Here is a 17585-nt window from a genome sequence, read left to right on the forward strand (position 1 = left end):
GCGCCTGGTCGACCTCGTAGGGCAACGCGCCCGCGACGAGCAAACGCTCGGCCGCGCGCGTGCGCTGCTCCAGCATCCGGTTGCCGACGAAGCCGAAGCCGTTTCCGACGACGACAGGCACCTTGCCGAGCTTGCGCCCGAGCGCGACGGCAGTCGCGATCGCATCGTCCGCCACGCCCTTCGGCCTGACCACTTCGAGCAGCTTCATTACATTGGCCGGGCTGAAGAAATGCATGCCGAGCACGTCCTGCGGGCGTTTCGTCGCGGCCGCGATCGTGGGCACGTCGAGATAGGAGGTGTTGCTGGCCAGGATCGCGCCGGGCTTGGCCACCTTGTCGAGCTCGCCGAAGATCTGCTGCTTGACGCCCATCTCCTCGAAAGCCGCCTCGACCACGATATCGGCTCCAGCCGCCCCGGCGAGACCGACCACGGGCTTGATCAGCGCCAGCCGCGCCGCCCGCGCCTCCGGCGTCAGCGAACCGCGCTGGACGGAGATATCGTAGATCGCGGCGATGCGGTTCACGCCGTTGTCGAGCGGTGCCTGCGCCGTCTCGATCAGCGTCACCGGGATGCCGGCATTGGCGAAGCACATGGCGATGCCGCCGCCCATCGTGCCCGCGCCGATCACGGCGGCGCTGGCGATGGGGCGCGGCTTCACCTCGGGCCCGATGCCCGGCACCTTCGCGATCTCGCGCTCGGCGAAGAAGACATGGCGCAGAGCCTTCGAGCGCGGGTCGTCAACGAGCGCGAGGAACAGCTTGCGCTCGGCCGCCAATCCCTCCTCGAACGGCAGCAGGAAGACGTTGCGGACCGCCTCGACCAGCGCCGGCACATTCGGCATCTCGCCCGCCTTGCGCAGCGCGTCTTTCGCCTGAACCTCGAAAGCGGCGCGGTCGGCTTCGGTGAGCTTGTCGACGGCAGCGCTGGTGACGGGGCGGCGCCCCTCCCCGGCGAGCCCTTCGGCGACGCGGATCGCCGTGGCGAGGAGATCGCTCGACACCACCTCGTCGAGCAGCCCCCATTCGAGCCCGCGCCCCGCCGGGATCGGGTCGCCCGAGAGCATCATCGGAAACGCCTTTGCCGCGCCGATCAGCCGCGGCAGGCGCTGCGTGCCACCCGCGCCGGGAATGAGGCCGAGCTTGATTTCGGGCAGGCCGAGCTGCGCTGACGGCAGGGCGACCCGAGCATGGCAGGCGAGCGCGACCTCGAGCCCGCCGCCGAGCGCCACGCCCTGGATCGCGGCAACGACCGGCTTCGGCGAACGCTCGATCGTGTCGAGCACATCGGGCAGGAAAGGCGGCACCGGCGGCTTGCCGAACTCGCTGATATCCGCGCCGGCGATGAAGGCCTTGCCCGCCGCCGCGATCACGATCGCGCTGACCGCCTCATCCGCATTGGCTCGCCCGATCGCCTCGACCAGCCCTGCCCGGACCGCCGCGCCGAGCGCGTTCACCGGAGGACTGTCGAGCGTGATGACGGCAACCGCCGCGTTGCGGGAGAAGGCGACAGGATTCAAGGCGGCGGCTCCGGTTGAGGCATCCGTGGCGGCCGGCTGCCCAGCCGCCCCGAACGACACCGAGGAATAACCGATCTCGGTTGCCGGTCAGCAGATTTTTTTGCGGCCGGGCGCATGCGGGGCACGCTGCGGAAGCCGACCGGAAACCGCCATGCATGGCAAGGTTGCAAGTCGAGGTGTCGGCACGGGCCGCTCTTGTCGTATGGTCCTGCGCATGACGAACGGAGCATCGACTATGCCGAAGCGGTTGGAAGAGATCTGGAGCGCGTTGGCGACCTGCCGCGACGCGACGAAAGGACGCCATCTGCGCGCTTTTTTCGCCGAGGACGCTGAGCGCTTCGCCGCCTTCTCGACCCGGCTCGACGATCTGCTGCTGGACTATTCCAAGACCTCGGTCACCCCGGACGCCTTGGCTCTTCTCCTGAAGCTCGCGCAGACCGCGGAGGTCGAGGCCAAGCGCGACGCCATGTTCGCCGGCACCGCCATCAACACCACGGAAAACCGCGCCGTGCTGCATGTCGCGCTGCGCAACCTGTCGGACCGCCCGATCCTGGTCGACGGCATCGACGTGATGCCCGAGGTGCGCGCGACGCTGGACCGTCTCTTCGCCTTCGCCGAGGGCGTGCGCGACGGCAGCATCGCCGCCGCCGATGGCGGGCGCTTCACCGATGTCGTGAACATCGGCATTGGCGGCTCCGATCTCGGGCCGGTGATGGCGACGGCGGCGCTGGCGCCCTATCATGACGGCCCGCGCCTGCACTACGTCTCCAATGTCGACGGCGCCCATATCGCCGACACGATCGCGAAGCTCGATCCAGCGCGGACGCTGGTGATCGTGGCGTCCAAGACCTTCACCACCGTCGAGACCATGACCAACGCCGCCACCGCGCGCAAATGGCTGGCCGGCGCGCTCGGCGAGGCGGCGGTCGGCGCCCATTTCGCCGCGGTCTCGACCGCACTCGACAAGGTCGCCGCCTTCGGCATCCAGCCGGAACGCGTCTTCGGCTTCTGGGACTGGGTCGGCGGCCGCTATTCGGTCTGGTCGGCGATCGGCCTGCCGGTGATGATCGCGATCGGGTCGGAGAACTTCCGCGCCTTCCTCGCCGGCGCCCATGCGATCGACGAGCATTTCCGCACCGCGCCGCTCGACAAGAACCTGCCTGTCCTCATGGGCCTGATCGGCCTGTGGCATCGCGATGTCTGCGGCTATCCCTCCCGCGCCATCCTGCCTTACGACCAGCACCTCGTCCGGCTGCCGGCCTATCTCCAGCAGCTCGACATGGAATCGAACGGCAAGCGCGTGCGCAAGGACGGCACGCCGGTCGAGCGGCCGACCGGCCCCGTGGTCTGGGGCGAGCCCGGCACCAACGGCCAGCACGCCTTCTACCAGCTCATCCATCAGGGCACCGACGTCGTGCCTTGCGAGTTCCTGATCGCGGCCGAGGGCCATCATCCCGATCTCGCCCACCATCAGCGCCTGCTGATCGCCAATTGTCTCGCCCAGAGCGAGGCCCTGATGAAGGGTCGCACGCTCGACGAGACGAAGGCGCAACTCGCCAAACGGGGGCTTGCGCCCGAAAAACTGGAAGCGCTCGCCCCGCATATGGTCTTCCCCGGCAATCGCCCCTCGCTGACCATCGCCTATCGCAAGCTCGATCCCTTCGCGCTCGGCCGGATCGTCGCGCTGTTCGAGCACCGCGTCTTCGTCGAGGCGGCGATCTGGGACATCAACGCCTTCGACCAATGGGGCGTCGAACTCGGCAAGGAGCTGGCGACGGCGCTGCTGCCGGTGATCGAGGGCAAGGCGCCCGGCGCCAGCCATGATTCCTCGACCGCGGGCCTCGCCGCCTATCTCACGGCTGGCAAGAGCGCCTAGCGGCCTGCCGCCTCTCCCTCCCTCATCAGCCTGGACCGACGATGGATTTCACGATTTCACCGGAGCTCGAGGATCTGAGGCAGCGGATCGCGGCCTTCGTCGAGAGCGAGATCATCCCGCGCGAGGCCGATCCCGCGAGCTGGGACGCGCATGAGAACATCGCCTTGCCGGCGCTGGCGGAACTGCGGGCGAAAGCCCGCGCAGCCGGGCTCTGGTGCCTTCAGCTCAAGCCGGAGACGGGTGGGCTCGGTGTCGGGCGCGTCGGCATGGCGGTCTGCTACGAGGAAATGAACCGCTCGATCTTCGGCCCGGTCGTGTTCAACTCGGCCGCGCCCGACGACGGCAACATGATGGTTCTGGAGGCGGTGGCGACGCCGGACCAGAAGCGCCGCTGGCTCGCGCCGATCGTGGCCGGCGAGGTCCGCTCCGCCTTCGCCATGACCGAGCCGCATCCCGGCGGCGGCTCCGACCCGACCATGATCCGCACCCGCGCCGAGAAGCAGGCCGATGGCTCCTGGAAGCTCTACGGCCGCAAATGGTTCATCACCGGCGCGGAAGAGGCGGCGCATCTCATCGTGATCGCCCGCACCTCCAACGATCCGCGCCGCGGCCTGACCGCCCTCCTCTTCCACCGCGACCAGCCGGGCTGGGAGATCGTCCGCCGCATCCCGATCATGGGGCCCGAAGAGCATGGCGGCCATTGCGAGATCGCCTTCGACGGTCTGCGCGTCCCGGCCGAGGACGTGCTGATGGGCGAGGGCGACGGCTTCAAGGTCACGCAGATCCGGCTCGGCCCCGCCCGCCTGACCCATTGCATGCGCTGGCTCGGCCTCGCCAAGCGCAGCGTCGAGATCGCCCGCGCCTATGCCGCGACGCGCGAGGGCTTCGGCATCCGCCTCGCCGACCGTGAAAGCATCCAGCTCAAGCTCGGCCGCACCGCCATGGCGATCGAGATCGGCCGCCTCCTGGTGATGAAGGCGGCCTGGGAGCTCGACCGTGGCGGGCAGGCGCGCAAGGAGGTCTCGATGGCCAAGGTTCAGGCCGCCAACACGCTGCACGAAGCAGCAGACATGGCGATCCAGATCAACGGCGCGCGCGGCTATTCCAAGGACACCGTCCTCGAATGGATCTACCGCTACGCCCGCCAGGCACGGCTGGTCGACGGCGCCGACGAGGTCCACCAGATGGTCCTCAATCGCTTCCTCGACAAGGAAGGCGACGCCTTCTGGCGTTGGCCGGTCGCTGGCGCATGACCGCTCCCGCCGGACAGCCAGATCCCGGCTTCGACGCCGCCATCCTCGACCGCTTCCTGCGCGGTGCCGTGGAGGGGCTGTCCGGCCCCATGCGGCTGCAACAGATCAGCGGCGGCCAATCCAACCCGACCTTCTTCGTCACCTATGACGAGCGCGCGCTGGTGCTGCGCAAGCAGCCGCCGGGCGATCTTCTGCCTTCAGCTCACGCCATCGACCGCGAATATCGCGTGATCAGCGCGCTCGCCCAAACCGATGTGCCGGTGCCGCCGGCCCTGCTCTATTGCGACGATCGCACCATCCTCGGCACGCCCTTCTACCTGATGGAGAAGGTCGAGGGCCGCGTCTTCCACGACTGCACTTTGCCCGGCCTTTCCCCCGCAGAGCGCAGCGCCATGTACGCCTCGCTCGCGACCACGCTGGCGGCGCTGCACAATGTCGATGTCGCGGCGGTGGGTCTCGCCGATTACGGCAAGCCCGGCAATTACTTCGCCCGCCAGGTCGCGCGCTGGGGCCGGCAATGGGAATTGTCGCGCAGCCGCTACGACGCCCATATCGACAGGCTCCGAGCCTGGCTGCCGGAGCATATCCCGGCCGACGAGACCGTCAGCCTCGTCCATGGCGACTACCGCATCGGCAACGCCATGTTCCATCCGACCGAACCGCGCATCGTCGCCCTGCTCGACTGGGAACTCTCGACGCTCGGCCACCCGCTCGCCGACCTCGCCCATTCCGCCATCGCCTGGCTGTCGCGGCCGGACGAGTATGGCGGCATCGAAGGGCTCGATCTTGCAGCGCTCGGCCTGCCCGATCTCGCTGGTTTCACCTCCCTCTATGCGGCCGAAGCCCGCCACGGCCAGACGCTGCAGCCCTTCCACCTCGCCTTCGCCCTGTTCCGCTGGGCCGTGATCTTCGAGGGCATCGCGGCGCGCGCCCGGGCCGGCAACGCTTCCGCCGACAACGCCGCCGAAACCGGGCGCCTCGCCGCCGCCTTTGCCCGGCATGCGGCGGGCCTCGCCCTGTGAGCAGGGTCCGATGCCCTCGCCGCGCCGATTGATCCGCCGCCATCCCACCCCTATGCCTCTTGTCGACAAGAGGGCCCGCAAGAGGACTGTGGATGAGCGCGACGAAGACATCAGCCCCCGCCCCGGAGCGCAAGCGCGGCTCGGGCGTCAAAGTCGTCTACGACCTGCTGCGCGACGAGATCCTCGACCTCGTCCTGCCGCCGGGCAGCCCGATCGACGAGGTGCAGCTCGCCGAGCGCTTCCAGATGTCGCGCACGCCGATCCGCGAGGCGCTGGTGCGGCTGGCCGGCGAAGGATTGATCGACACGCTGCCGAACCGCTCGACCATGGTGGCAAATCTCGACTTCCTCAACATGGCGCCCTTCTTCGACGCGCTGACGCTGATGTATCGGGTCACGACCCAGCTCGCCGCCCAGAACCACCGGCCCGCCGATCTCGAGGCGATCCGCGCCCGGCAGGCTGAGTTCGCCGCCGCCGTCGCGGCACAGGATGCGCTGGCGATGATCGCGACCAACGCCGCCTTCCATGCCGCGATCGCGGAAGCCGGCCGCAACCCCTATTTCAACAGCCTGTTCAGCCGCCTCCTCGACGAGGGCCGCCGCTTCCTCAGGCTCTACTACCAATCCTATGACGACCGGCTGCCGCAGCAATTTGTCGATGAGCACGAGGCGATGATCGCCGCGATCGTCGCGCGCGACACGGCAGCGGCGGAGCGTCTCGGCAAGGCCCATGCCGAGCAGATCGTCGAGCAAATTCAGAAGCTTATGGTCGGCGAGAAACGACTCGAAATCCCGCTCTAGAACGCTCGCCCGAATTCTTGTCGACAAATAATATGCAAGATGCTAGGAAGGGGCATGGAGAGGCGCCCCGACTCGGCGCGAGCCTCCGCCGACCGGCAGCCAGAAGGAGATCGAGATGAAGGCCAAGATTTTCTCCGGCGTGATCCCCGCGCTGATGACGCCCTGCAAGGCGGACCGCACGCCCGATTTCGACGCGCTGGTGCGCAAGGGCAAGGAGCTCATCGCCGCGGGCATGTCCGCGGTGGTCTATTGCGGCTCGATGGGTGATTGGCCCCTGCTCACCGACGCCCAGCGCATGGAAGGCGTCGAGCGTCTGGTGAAGGCCGGCATCCCGGTCATCGTCGGCACCGGCGCGGTCAACACCGCCTCCGCCGTCGCCCATGCCGCCCATGCCCAGAAGGTCGGCGCCCAGGGCCTGATGGTGATCCCGCGCGTGCTCTCGCGCGGTTCGGTCATCGCCGCCCAAAAGGCTCACTTCAAGGCGATCCTCACCGCTGCCCCCGACCTGCCGGCGGTGATCTACAACAGCCCCTATTACGGCTTCGCCACCCGCGCCGAGCTGTTCTTTGCGCTCCGCGCCGAGCATCCCAACCTCGTCGRCTTCAAGGAATTCGGCGGCCCGGCCGACATGCGCTACGCGGCCGAGAACATCACCAGCCGCGATGACGGCGTCTCGCTGATGATCGGCGTCGATACCGCCGTCTTCCACGGCTATGTGAACTGCGGCGCCACCGGCGCGATCACCGGCATCGGCAATGTGCTGCCGAAAGAGGTGATCCATCTCTGCAAGCTGTCCGAAGCCGCCGCCAAGGGCGATGCCGAGGCGCGCCGGCTCGCGCTGGAGCTGGAGCAGGCGCTGACCGTGCTCTCCTCTTTCGACGAAGGCCCGGACCTCGTCCTTTTCTTCAAGCACATGATGGTGCTGAAGGGCGATGCGGAATACGCGCTGCACTTCAACGAAACCGATGCGTTGAGCGACAGCCAGCGCGGCTATGCCGAGACGCAGCTCAAGCTCTTCGACGCCTGGTACGCGGATTGGTCGAAGCAGCCGGGCGCCGCGCGGAAGCACGCCGCCTGACGGCAGCGCCCACCCGATGGCCGCTCCCGATGTCATCGTCATAGGCGCCGGCGTGGTCGGCCTCTCTGCCGCGATCGCGGCGCAGGGGCGCGGCCTCTCCGTCGTCGTGCTGGATCGCGAGGGACCGGCGGCAGGCGCCTCGGCCGGCAATGCCGGCGCCTTCGCCTTCACCGACATCCTGCCGCTCGCCTCGCCCGGCATTCTGCGCAAGGCGCCGCAATGGCTGCTCGACCCGCTCGGGCCACTCTCGGTGCCCCCGGCCTATGCGCTGCGGATCGCACCCTGGATGTTCCGCTTCTGGCGAGCCTGCGCGCCCGCCCGCGTCGCGCATTCCACCGCCGCGCAGACCGCGTTGATGGACCTGTCCAAAGCCGAGCTCGAAGCCTTCCTGCGCGAGAGCGGCACGCTCGACATGCTGCGCAAGGACGGCAATCTCCAGGTCTATGAGGGTGAAGCCGAGCTCAAGGCCTCCCTCCCCGGCTGGCGCGCCCGCGAGGCGCACGGCATCGAATTCCACCATCTCGATGCCGCCGGCATGGCCGACATCCAGCCCGGCCTCGCACCGCGCTTTAGCCACGGCACCTTCACGCCGGGCTGGTATTCGATCGCCGATCCCAAGCTCTACACGCTCGCGCTCGCCGAGCATTTCCAGCGCAAGGGCGGCACGATCGAGCGGCTGGACGTCGTGGCTCTGGCGCCGCAGGGCGACGGCATCGAACTCCGCGCCCGTGACGGTGCCTCCCGTCAGGCCGCGAAGGTCGTCCTCGCCGCCGGCGCCTTCTCCCACCGCATCGCCCGCAGCCTCGGCGAGCGCATCCCGCTCGAAACCGAGCGCGGCTACAACACCACCCTGCCCTCCGGCGCCTTCGACCTGCGCACGCAGATCACCTTCGGCGGCCACGGCTTCGTCGTCTCCCGGCTTTCGACCGGCATCCGCGTCGGCGGTGCCGTCGAGCTCGGCGGATTGGATTTGCCGCCGAATTTCCGCCGTTCAGAGGCGATGCTGGCCAAGGCCCGAACCTTCCTGCCGGGCCTCAACCCCGAGGGCGGTGTGCAATGGATGGGCTTYCGYCCCTCGCTGCCSGACAGCCTGCCGGCGATCGGSCGGGCGCGGGCCTCAGCCCGTGTGATCTATGCCTTCGGCCATGGCCATCTCGGCCTGACGCAATCGGCCGGCACCGCCCGGCTCGTCGCTGACCTGTTGACAGACCGGCCAACCGCCGTCGACATCACCCCCTTCTCCCCGCAGCGCTTCTGAGAGGCGTATCCCATGGCCAGCCATACCTTCTCCTGCATCGACGGCCATACCTGCGGCAATCCGGTGCGCCTCGTTTCCGGCGGCGGCCCGCTGCTGGAAGGCGCGAACATGCTCGAGAAGCGCGCCCATTTCATGCGCGAATTCGACTGGATCCGCACCGGCCTGATGTTCGAGCCGCGCGGCCACGACATGATGTCGGGCTCGATCCTCTACCCGCCGACCCGGCCCGATTGCGACGTCGCCGTGCTCTTCATCGAAACCTCGGGCTGCCTGCCGATGTGCGGCCACGGCACCATCGGCACGATCACCATGGGCATCGAGAACGGGCTGATCACTCCGCGCGAGCCGGGCAGGCTCTCGATCGACGCCCCTGCCGGCAAGGTCGATATCAGCTATCGCCAGGAGGGCCGCTTCGTCGAGGAAGTCCGCCTGACCAATGTGCCGGGCTTCCTCCATGCCGAGGGACTGACCGTGGATGTCGAAGGSCTCGGCGAGATCGTCGTCGAYRTCGCCTATGGCGGCAATTTCTACGCCATCGTCGATCCGCAGAAGAACTTCCGCGACATCGCCGACCACACCGCCGGCGAGTTGGTCGGCTGGTCACCGAGGCTGCGCGCCGCGCTCAACGCCAAATACGAGTTCGTCCACCCGGAACACCCCGAGATCASSGGCCTCCGCCATATCCWGTGGACSGGCMAGSCGACSAAGCCSGAAGCSCAYGCSCGCAAYGCCGTGTTCTACGGCGAGAAGGCGATCGACCGYTCGCCCTGCGGCACCGGCACCTCGGCSCGCATGGCGCAGCTCGCCGCCAAGGGAAAGCTCAAGGTCGGCGACGAGTTCGTGCACGAATCGATCATCGGATCGCTGTTCAAGGGCCGCGTCGAGGCGGCGGCGACGGTAGCGAACCGCGAGGCCATCATCCCCTCCGTCGCCGGTTGGGCCCGGATGACCGGCTACAACACCATCTTCATCGACGACCGCGACCCCTTCGCTCACGGCTTCGTCGTCGCCTGAAAACGGCCGCGCAGCGCGATGCGCGAAAGGCGGCCCTCAGGCCGCCTTCTTACCCGCGTCGAACGGGATCTCGATGTCGACGGCCAGCGTCGAGACCTGGGCGCCGCGCTCCATCCTGACGGTGACCTTCTCGTCATCGACCTGCATGTGCTTCGAGATGGCGCGCAGGATTTCGTCGCGCAGCTTGGTGACGAGGTCGGAATCGCCGACGGCGGCGCGCTCATGCGCCAGCAGGACCTGCAGTCGCTCGCGGGCTGCCGGAGCCGATGGCGAGCGGGAGAAAAGGCGGAGCAGATTCATGCCGCTTTCCTTCCGAAGAACTTGCCGAAGAAGCCTCGCTTCTCGCCGGGGATCGCGACCGGGAGGCTTTCGCCCTTAAGCCGGCGCACGGCCTCGAAATAGGCGATCGCCGGCGCGCTGCGGTCGTCTGCAAGCGTGACGGGCGAGCCGATATTGGAGGCGCGCAGCACGTCCATGCTCTCCGGGATGATGCCCAGCAGCGGGATCGACAGGATCTCGAGGACGTCGTCCACCTTCAGCATGTCGCCGCGCTCCGCGCGGGCGGGGTCGTAGCGGGTGAGCAGCAGGTGCTTCTCGACGCGCTCGCCGTTCTCGGCCCTCAGCGTCTTGGAGTCGAGCAGGCCGATGATGCGGTCGGAATCGCGCACCGAGGAGACTTCCGGATTGGTCACGACGATAGCGATGTCCGCATGGCGCATGGCCAGCGTCGCCCCGCGCTCGATGCCGGCCGGGCTGTCGCAGATGACCCAGTCGAAGCTCTGCTTCAGTGCGCCGATCACCGCCGCGACGCCCTCGGCCGTCAGATTGTCCTTGTCGCGCGTCTGCGAGGCCGGCAGCAGATAGAGCGTCTCGACCCGTTTGTCGCGGATCAGCGCCTGCGTCAGCTTGGCCTCGCCCTGGATGACGTTGACGATGTCGTAGACCACGCGCCTTTCGGCGCCCATGACGAGGTCGAGATTGCGCAGGCCGACGTCGAAATCGATCACGACGACCTTCTCGCCGCCCTGTGCGAGTGCAGCGCCCAGCGCGGCGGAGGAGGTCGTCTTACCGACGCCGCCCTTGCCCGATGTGACCACGATGACCTTGCCCATTGACCGCTCCTTTGAATGTTGATGCCTGCGGCTCAGGCGAGCGCTTCGACCTTGAACGCTTCGTTCTCGAGCCAGATCTGGACGGATTTGCCGCGGAGCCCGGGCTCCATGTCCTCSGCCGTCTTGTAGWAGCCGTCGATSGCGAKCAGCTCCGCCTCGAGCTTGCGGCAGAAGATGCGTGCCGCGCCGTTGCCCATCGTGCCCGCCATCGCCCGTCCGCGCAGGGTCCCGTAGACATGGACCGAGCCGCCCGCGACGATCTCCGCTCCCGATGCGACCGAGCCAATGACGGTCACGTCGCCTTCCAGGAAGACCAGCGACTGCCCCGAGCGCACCGGCTGCGTGACGATAATGGACGGCACGGTTTTCGGCGGCTGCGGCGCGGCCGGCTCGCTGCTGGCGACGGCATCGGCCTTGGGACTCTCGGCTGCGACCGGGGCCTCGAAATCCGAGGTGGGGCGCCCATCGGCCATGGCCGGCGGCAGGTCCGAGCCGAGCAGCGACGGGGACGCGCCCTCGATCCCCATGATCCGCACCTGCCGTGTGCCGAGCTTGCCGACGAGCTCCCGCAACTCAGCGCGGTCGATCTCCAGGCCGGAAACGTCGAGCACCACGGGTCGCCGCAGGAAGAAGCCGGCGGAGCGGGAGGCCAGATCGTCGAGCCGCGCCAGCCAGTCCTCGAAGGGCTGCTCCGGGGTCAGCGTCAGCGCGAGATAGGACCGCCCCTTGAGGCGGATAGGCCGGGGTTGAGTTAACACGTCGGTCATCTTGGTAAATTTTCGGTTGCTTCGGTGTATCGAGGGAATGGTTAACGGAGTGTAAATCGCCCCGGCGCAGCCAGCGGGAGTCCACATTCTCTCCACAGCGCACATCGGCTCGATCCGGCCGGCATCGCGCATCTGCGACACCCGGTGCTGACGTGGGCCGGATGCTGCGGCTACCATGGCCGGGAAGCCGCTTGCCTCGGAAAGCCGATGCTGGTGTCTCGTCGAGCGTTCCGCCGGGAAACAGGGAATCACAGGAATGTCGCAGGCCGCGATTGCCAACCGTCTGGACCGCCCGGTCGACGATGCAGCCGATCACGTCCTCGGCCCCGGCCGCGCGCAGATCACGCTCGTCGAATATGGCAGCTACGCCTGCCCCCATTGCCGGGCCGCCAATGAGCGCATCGCCGAGATCCGCGACCAGCTCGGCGAACGCGTGCGCTATGTCTTCCGTCACCGGCCGCTGACCGATAGCGACATCGCGCTGCGCGCCGCAGAGCTCGTCGAACGCGCGCGGACCGCCGAGCAGTTCTGGGACGCGCACGTCAAGCTGATGACGCGCTCTCAGGTGCTGACCGAGGACGATCTCGAGGCGGTCGCCCGCGATCTCGGCCTCGCCGAGCAGGCTCCCGATCAAGCCGCGCAGGAGGCGCAGCAGGCCGCCGCCCGCGTCGAATCCGACATCGAGAGCTCCCATGCCAGCGGCGTGCGCTTCACCCCGACATTCTTCATCAACGAGCGCCGCTATGACGGCCCCTGGGACGAGAGTTCCTTCCTCGATGCGATGCTGGGGACGCTCGGCCATCGCTTCCGCACCGCCGCGCTCGATTTCGCGAGCTGGGGCCCTTCGGCCGGCATCCTGCTGCTGCTCGCAACCGTCCTCGCCATCGCACTGACGAATTCGCCGCTGGGGCCGGGCTTCGAGGCCTTCTGGCATCGCGAGGCGGCGCTCTCTTTCGGCGATGCCCGCTTCGGCATGTCGCTCCAGCACTGGGTGAATGACGGCCTGCTCACGATCTTCTTCCTGGTCGTCGGCCTGGAGATCAAGCGCGAGTTCACCGTCGGCCATCTCGCCGGACGGCGTTCCGCCGCGCTCCCCATCGCCGGCGCGATCGGCGGCATGGTCGTCCCGGCACTGCTATACATCCTCGTCCTGCCAGGCGGGCCCTGGTCCCATGGCTGGGGCGTGCCGATGGCGACCGACACCGCCTTCGCCATCGCCATCATCGTCATGATGGGCTCGCGGGTGCCTATCGAGCTGCGCATCTTCCTCACCGCCGCCGCCATCGTCGACGACATCGGGGCGCGTCCATGCCGGGGGGCTGCACGCGACGCTCGCCGGCGTCGTGCTGGCGCTGTTCATCCCGACCCGGCCGCCGGCCAATCTCGCCGCCCTCACGGCGCAGGCCAACTCGATCATGCTGGGCGAAGCGGCCCATGGCGGCGAGGTGCTGCGGCACGGCCCATCGACCCCCGCCCTGCGCGCGCTCGACGCGATCCATGACCGTCTGGAATCGCCGGCCGACCGGCTGCTGCGCCACGCCGGCGCCCGGTCGAGCTATCTCGTCCTGCCGCTCTTCGCCCTGGCCAATGCCGGCGTCGTCATCGCGCCGGACGTCCTCGAGGGACGCGGGATGCTGGTGCTCGCGATCGCGGCTGGGCTGGTCCTCGGCAAGCCGCTCGGCATGCTCGGAGCCGCCGCCCTCGCCGTCCGCCTCGGCGTCGCGCTCAAGCCCGCCGAATATTCCTGGCTCCAGCTCGCCGGAGCAAGCGCGCTCGCCGGCATCGGCTTCACCATGTCGCTCTTCATCGCCGGCCAGGCCTTTGCCGATCCGGGCGACTTCGCCGCAGCCAAGATCGCGGTCTTTGCGGCCTCGATCGCTTCGGCCTTGCTGGGAGCTGGCCTGCTCGCGGCCGCCGCGCGAAGATTCGCGGACCGGGCGGCGTAGATCGCCGCGCGCCCATCGGATACGATAACGAAACTATATCCATGCGTTATCGCGCATAATTCTCACGAATCGTCGCCCACAGCGACCTCAGGGAAATCATGAGCTCGTAAATTCTAAGTATAATTTCGGTATTATAGATAAATACACGCCAATATTTCTATAAACGACTGCGATACCCCAACTCCGACGCATCAATGAAGTGCGTGATCGGCGTCGTTCCACTCCGCGGTCGCCGCGAGAAAGGCGGCGCGCAACGCGGCGGCGTTCTCGGCCTCGAACAGCGTCTCATGGTTGCCGGGAAGATCGATGATGCGAAGCTCGGGGCAACGCTTGCGCCAAAGACCGTCATTCGCCGCCGTCGCGGCAGTACGCAGCAGAGCCGCCGGCGCGTGCAGAGACGTGGTGCGATCGTCGAGGTTGCGCATCCATGCCGCGGTCATGCGGATCCGGAGCCGCATGCTCAGCTCTTCCGCGAATGCCGGATCGATCGTGCCGATCCGATGAAGCGGCGCGGCGTGCTCGCGCGCGAGCACGGGCAATCCATCTCCGGCGAGGCGAAACAGGCCGCGCCAGGCGAGATGCCGGGCGTGAAGCACCAGTGCGCCCGGGCGCCCGCGCCGCAGAAGATCGGCCGCGTGGGAGGCGAGGCGCGCCTTCCACTGCGCCGATCGTGCCGCCGTGATGCTCCCRGAATCGATGATGCACAAACCCGCGACGGTGCGCCCGAGGCTCTCGAGACGGAGCGCGGTCGCATAGGCGAAATGGCCGCCGATCGAGACGCCGAGCAGAACGACCGGCATCTGCGGGACGCGATCCATGATCTCCGCCGCGAAAGCATCGACCAAGGCCTCTCCGGTGAGGTCGGCATCGACGGAATTCCGCCAGCCTGGATAGCGCAACGCGATGACGCGATCCCGGTCCGACGGCTCGGCACAGAATGGTGCGCAATCCGGCGCGTGGCCGCTCGCGCCCGGCAGGACGATGAGCGGCAGGCCCGCGGCGTTCATGTGCAGGCCATGGCCGTTCGGGACAAGGCCGCCGCGATCGTGCGCGCGGTGTACTCGGCCCCGGCGACGAAGCGGAACACCGGGCCGAAGCTCATCGACGATGCCGGACCGGCGAAGCGCAGCCCCCGGACGGAAGACTGGAAGGATGCATCGAGCCGTGGCGCGCAGCCTTGCCGGGCAATGGCGCTGCGCAATTCGGGCGCCAGAAACGGGATGCGCTCGACATTCACCTCGTAGCCGGTGCCAGCGATCACCCGGTCGACGAGCAATTCGCGATCCTGTTTGTCCGCACCCCGCAAGCGCAGCGACACGCGATTGCCGATCGCCTGYCCCGCGACCACGCTGGTATCGTATTCGACCGGCACGAGCGCCTCGACCCGCTCGCGCAGCCACCATGCTCCCTCGGGCGGCAGGAAATTCCTGAGGAAGAGCGCGCGCCCGCAGGCCGGCAGCCGATGGAACGCGCCGGGAAACTGCGTCAGGGCCCATGCTTTCGGACTGCCGCCCAGCGCCGAGACCGGCCAGCGGACCCGCTGCCAGAGCGTCGGCGTGCGGCTCCCGCGGGTCATCCAAAGAGTGGATGGCTTGCGGATCAGCAAGCGCGGCGACGCACCGGCTTCGTGGAGCAGCGCGGCCGCTTCGAGGGAGGACTGGCCGGAGCCGATGACGGCGACCTCGAGGCCCTGGAAAGCAGCGAAGCTCTCGACCCTGGCGGTGTGCGTGGCGAGGGCACCGGGCAGTGCTCGCAGCGCGTGCGGCATCTTCGCGAAATTCGCCAGCCCCGTGGCGACGATGACATCCGATGCCTCGACCGCGTCACCATTGCTGAGCGTCAGGAGGTAACTCTGTCCCCGCCGGGAGACATTCGCGACATCGACTGGCTCGATCCAATCGACATGCCGCTCCTGAAACCAAAGACCGTATTCGGCGAAATTCGCGATGGAGCAAGGCTCGAACGTCTCCAGGCCTCGCGGCTCGTTGTAATCGGCGAAGGTCGAGCCCGGTTGCGGCGACGAGATGTTCGTCCCGAAGCAATAGGATTTGAGATATCGGCGAGACCCGGCGCGGGCGATCTGGCTCCAGAAGGCCATGGGCTGGCCGAAGATCCGGTGCGGGACATTGCGGGCCGCGAGATGGCTCGCAAGCGAGAGCCCGTAAGGTCCGCCGCCGATGATCGCCACGAGTTGCTTCCTCATCGTCACAGCCCGCGCGCGACCAGGGGAGAAGACGGAAGCATGGTCCGCACGAACCGCGGCGCCGCCCGAAATCCGAGATAGAGCTCGGACAGAACATGCACGATGCCCGGCATGGGGTCGCTGGGATCGGAGGCGAAGTGGACCATATGCGCGCGGTTCTGCCGCGCCCAGCTGCGCCAATGCGCGAGATCCCCGAGGCGCGCCCGCATGCAGAGCGTCTGCGCCAGAAGGATCGCATGAAGGGTGAAGTTGTCGCAGAAGACGACCTTCTCGGCCGGGTTCTCATCTTGCGCCTCGGCCGCGAGGCTTCGAAGGGCTTCGGCTTCGCCGAGCGCGTCCAGATAGGCCAGCAGCGGCAGAGGTAGCCCGCGGCGCAGATCGAGGCCGATCTGGTTGAACAGGCGCGGATTGAAATCGATGATCGCCCAGGCGCCGTCGTGCAGGATGAACTCGACCTCGAACAGTCCGAAATAATCGAGCTCGCGGCACAGGCGATGGACAGCCTGCGACAATGCGGGGTCGGCCGGGCGCGACTCGTAGCACACGCCGACCCCCACCGGCCGTGACCGCTGGAGGATCTTGGTCGAGCGCCGGGTCACGAACACATCCGCGCTGCGTCCGATGAAGCCGGAGATGGAAACCACGCCTTCACGTCCGATCTCGACGAATTTCTGGATCACCGGCCGCACCGAGCCGGGCTCCCGCGGCGTTTCGTCGAAGCGATACCGCTCGCGGGCAAGGAAGCGTGGATATTCCGCGATGAGCTCTTCCGCCGAATGCACGACGACGCCCTTGTCGTTGCGCAGGCGATGGACATGGGTCCGCGGCTTGATCAGGACCGGATAAGGAAGGTGCGGCGCCCATTCGGCCAGCTCATCCAGGTTCTGCGGGTCCCAGCTCGGCAGGACAGCAACGCCGGCGCTCGTTGCGGCCTGTTCGAGCAGCGCCTTGTCGAGGATGCGCCTGATCGTCTCGATCGGCGGCTGGTACAGCCGGAAATAGCGCGCGAGGAGCGGCGCGTTGGAGCTGTAAAGCCAGACCAGCTCGTCGGAGGTCGGCAGCAGCACCTGCCCGGGATCGGACTTGCCGATCGCGAGCAGCCGGTCGAGATAGCGCATGCTGTCGCTTTCGACCGGCGCCGCATAGCGGCGCCCGGCGCAGCGCGACCATCCGGCCGGGCAGAAGCGGTGATCGACGATGACATTGGCGCCGATGCCGTAGCCGGCGAGGTGGCGCACGGCCGCGATCGTTCCTCCCGAGGACGCCGATCCCAACAGGACGGCGGGCCGTTTGAGAATGGGTTCTTGCATGCCAGGCCTCGATCGAGTGCAAGCCCTCCTGGCCGTCGCAAACCGCTTTCGCGAGTGGACAGCTGCCTCTAGAAACGCGGCAACATGCCGTTACGGCACGCCGCTCTCGGAATAATCCTGGTGGGGTCGGGATGTCCGGGAGGTCTTGGCGCAATTGCGCGAGCGTGGACGCAGCACGCGCGGCGTGAAAACACGCAGCGATCCCGGAATGATATTGAGACGAGAGTGGAGATCTTCGAACCGCTCAAACGCGCAACCGGTTGCGTTTTGTGGATCCGTATCGGGGTAGAGTCACAGGCATAATCGAGGGCACTCGCGATCACCGAGGCAATATAAATATCAATATCTCATACAAACCCAGATTCTCGATTTTGACATTACAAATACATTTATCCCCATGAATCGCTAAGTAATATATACATAGATGATC

Annotated in this window: 15 protein-coding genes and 1 pseudogene; 9 read left to right on the top strand and 7 right to left on the bottom strand. The window is 67.6% G+C overall.

The annotated features are described in order from the left end of the window. Positions 1-1516, bottom strand: a 1516-nt coding sequence (locus AB4Y99_RS17675; RefSeq protein ID WP_441524238.1) for a 3-hydroxyacyl-CoA dehydrogenase NAD-binding domain-containing protein, incomplete at its 3' end; no start/stop codon positions are given. A 235-nt stretch (positions 1517-1751) separates the two neighbouring features. On the opposite strand from AB4Y99_RS17675, the gene pgi reads away from it, so the two are divergent. The 7 genes from pgi to AB4Y99_RS17710 all read left to right on the top strand — a co-directional run bounded on the left by pgi (position 1752) and on the right by AB4Y99_RS17710 (position 9817). Continuing rightward, a complete protein-coding gene (pgi, locus tag AB4Y99_RS17680; protein ID WP_441524239.1) occupies positions 1752-3392 on the top strand; it encodes a glucose-6-phosphate isomerase in 1641 nt (546 codons plus the stop codon). Between the two features lie 41 nt (positions 3393-3433). Continuing rightward, positions 3434-4645, top strand: coding sequence for an acyl-CoA dehydrogenase family protein (locus tag AB4Y99_RS17685; RefSeq protein WP_441524240.1), 1212 nt, complete (start codon positions 3434-3436; stop codon positions 4643-4645). Beyond that, positions 4642-5667 carry a phosphotransferase family protein gene (locus AB4Y99_RS17690; protein WP_441524241.1) on the top strand — a complete coding sequence of 342 codons (1026 nt, stop codon included), beginning with the start codon at positions 4642-4644 and terminating at the stop codon, positions 5665-5667. Before AB4Y99_RS17685 ends, AB4Y99_RS17690 begins: the two co-directional genes overlap by 4 nt. Before the next feature lie 92 nt (positions 5668-5759). Next, the gene (locus AB4Y99_RS17695; protein WP_441524242.1) at positions 5760-6467 is read left to right on the top strand and encodes a GntR family transcriptional regulator; all 708 of its coding nucleotides are present in this window, start codon (positions 5760-5762) and stop codon (positions 6465-6467) included. Positions 6468-6582: 115 nt separating this feature from the next. Further along, positions 6583-7545, top strand: a complete 963-nt coding sequence (locus AB4Y99_RS17700) for a dihydrodipicolinate synthase family protein (protein ID WP_441524243.1) — start codon at positions 6583-6585, stop codon at positions 7543-7545. 16 nt (positions 7546-7561) lie between these two features. After that, positions 7562-8803 carry an NAD(P)/FAD-dependent oxidoreductase gene (locus AB4Y99_RS17705; RefSeq protein WP_441524244.1) on the top strand — a complete coding sequence of 414 codons (1242 nt, stop codon included), beginning with the start codon at positions 7562-7564 and terminating at the stop codon, positions 8801-8803. A gap of 12 nt (positions 8804-8815) precedes the next feature. Continuing rightward, positions 8816-9817, top strand: coding sequence for a 4-hydroxyproline epimerase (locus AB4Y99_RS17710; RefSeq protein WP_441524245.1), 1002 nt, complete (start codon positions 8816-8818; stop codon positions 9815-9817). A gap of 36 nt (positions 9818-9853) precedes the next feature. Here the strand turns inward: AB4Y99_RS17710 and minE are convergent, their stop codons facing one another. From minE to minC, 3 genes are read right to left on the bottom strand one after another with little or no spacing between them, the layout of a single operon-like run. Continuing rightward, positions 9854-10117, bottom strand: coding sequence for a cell division topological specificity factor MinE (gene minE / locus AB4Y99_RS17715; protein WP_038363490.1), 264 nt, complete (start codon positions 10115-10117; stop codon positions 9854-9856). Continuing rightward, entirely contained in the window at positions 10114-10929 is an 816-nt protein-coding gene (gene minD / locus AB4Y99_RS17720; RefSeq protein WP_038363487.1) for a septum site-determining protein MinD, read from the bottom strand. The genes minE and minD overlap by 4 nt, the downstream gene beginning before the upstream one ends. Before the next feature lie 32 nt (positions 10930-10961). Further along, entirely contained in the window at positions 10962-11696 is a 735-nt protein-coding gene (gene minC, locus AB4Y99_RS17725) for a septum site-determining protein MinC (RefSeq protein WP_441524250.1), read from the bottom strand. A 256-nt stretch (positions 11697-11952) separates the two neighbouring features. Here minC and AB4Y99_RS17730 point away from each other — a divergent pair. After that, positions 11953-12939, top strand: a pseudogene (locus AB4Y99_RS17730) (Na+/H+ antiporter NhaA); the annotation flags it as partial. 100 nt (positions 12940-13039) lie between these two features. Further along, positions 13040-13642 carry a Na+/H+ antiporter NhaA gene (locus AB4Y99_RS17735; RefSeq protein WP_441524246.1) on the top strand — a complete coding sequence of 201 codons (603 nt, stop codon included), beginning with the start codon at positions 13040-13042 and terminating at the stop codon, positions 13640-13642. Between the two features lie 191 nt (positions 13643-13833). Here the strand turns inward: AB4Y99_RS17735 and AB4Y99_RS17740 are convergent, their stop codons facing one another. The 3 genes from AB4Y99_RS17740 to AB4Y99_RS17750 are packed head-to-tail and all read right to left on the bottom strand — an operon-like array spanning position 13834 to position 17083. Next, a complete protein-coding gene (locus AB4Y99_RS17740; protein WP_441524247.1) occupies positions 13834-14649 on the bottom strand; it encodes a thioesterase domain-containing protein in 816 nt (271 codons plus the stop codon). Further along, positions 14646-15845: an NAD(P)-binding domain-containing protein gene (locus AB4Y99_RS17745; protein WP_441524248.1), complete on the bottom strand. Its 1200-nt coding sequence runs from the start codon at positions 15843-15845 to the stop codon at positions 14646-14648. The genes AB4Y99_RS17740 and AB4Y99_RS17745 overlap by 4 nt, the downstream gene beginning before the upstream one ends. 2 nt (positions 15846-15847) lie before the next feature. Then, positions 15848-17083 (bottom strand): ATP-grasp domain-containing protein, encoded by a 1236-nt coding sequence (locus AB4Y99_RS17750; RefSeq protein WP_441524249.1) that lies wholly within the window; start codon positions 17081-17083, stop codon positions 15848-15850. Positions 17084-17585 lie beyond the last annotated feature (502 nt).

The organism is Allobosea sp. TAB14 (genome assembly GCF_052113865.1).
Lineage (GTDB): Bacteria > Pseudomonadota > Alphaproteobacteria > Rhizobiales > Beijerinckiaceae > Allobosea > Allobosea spartocytisi.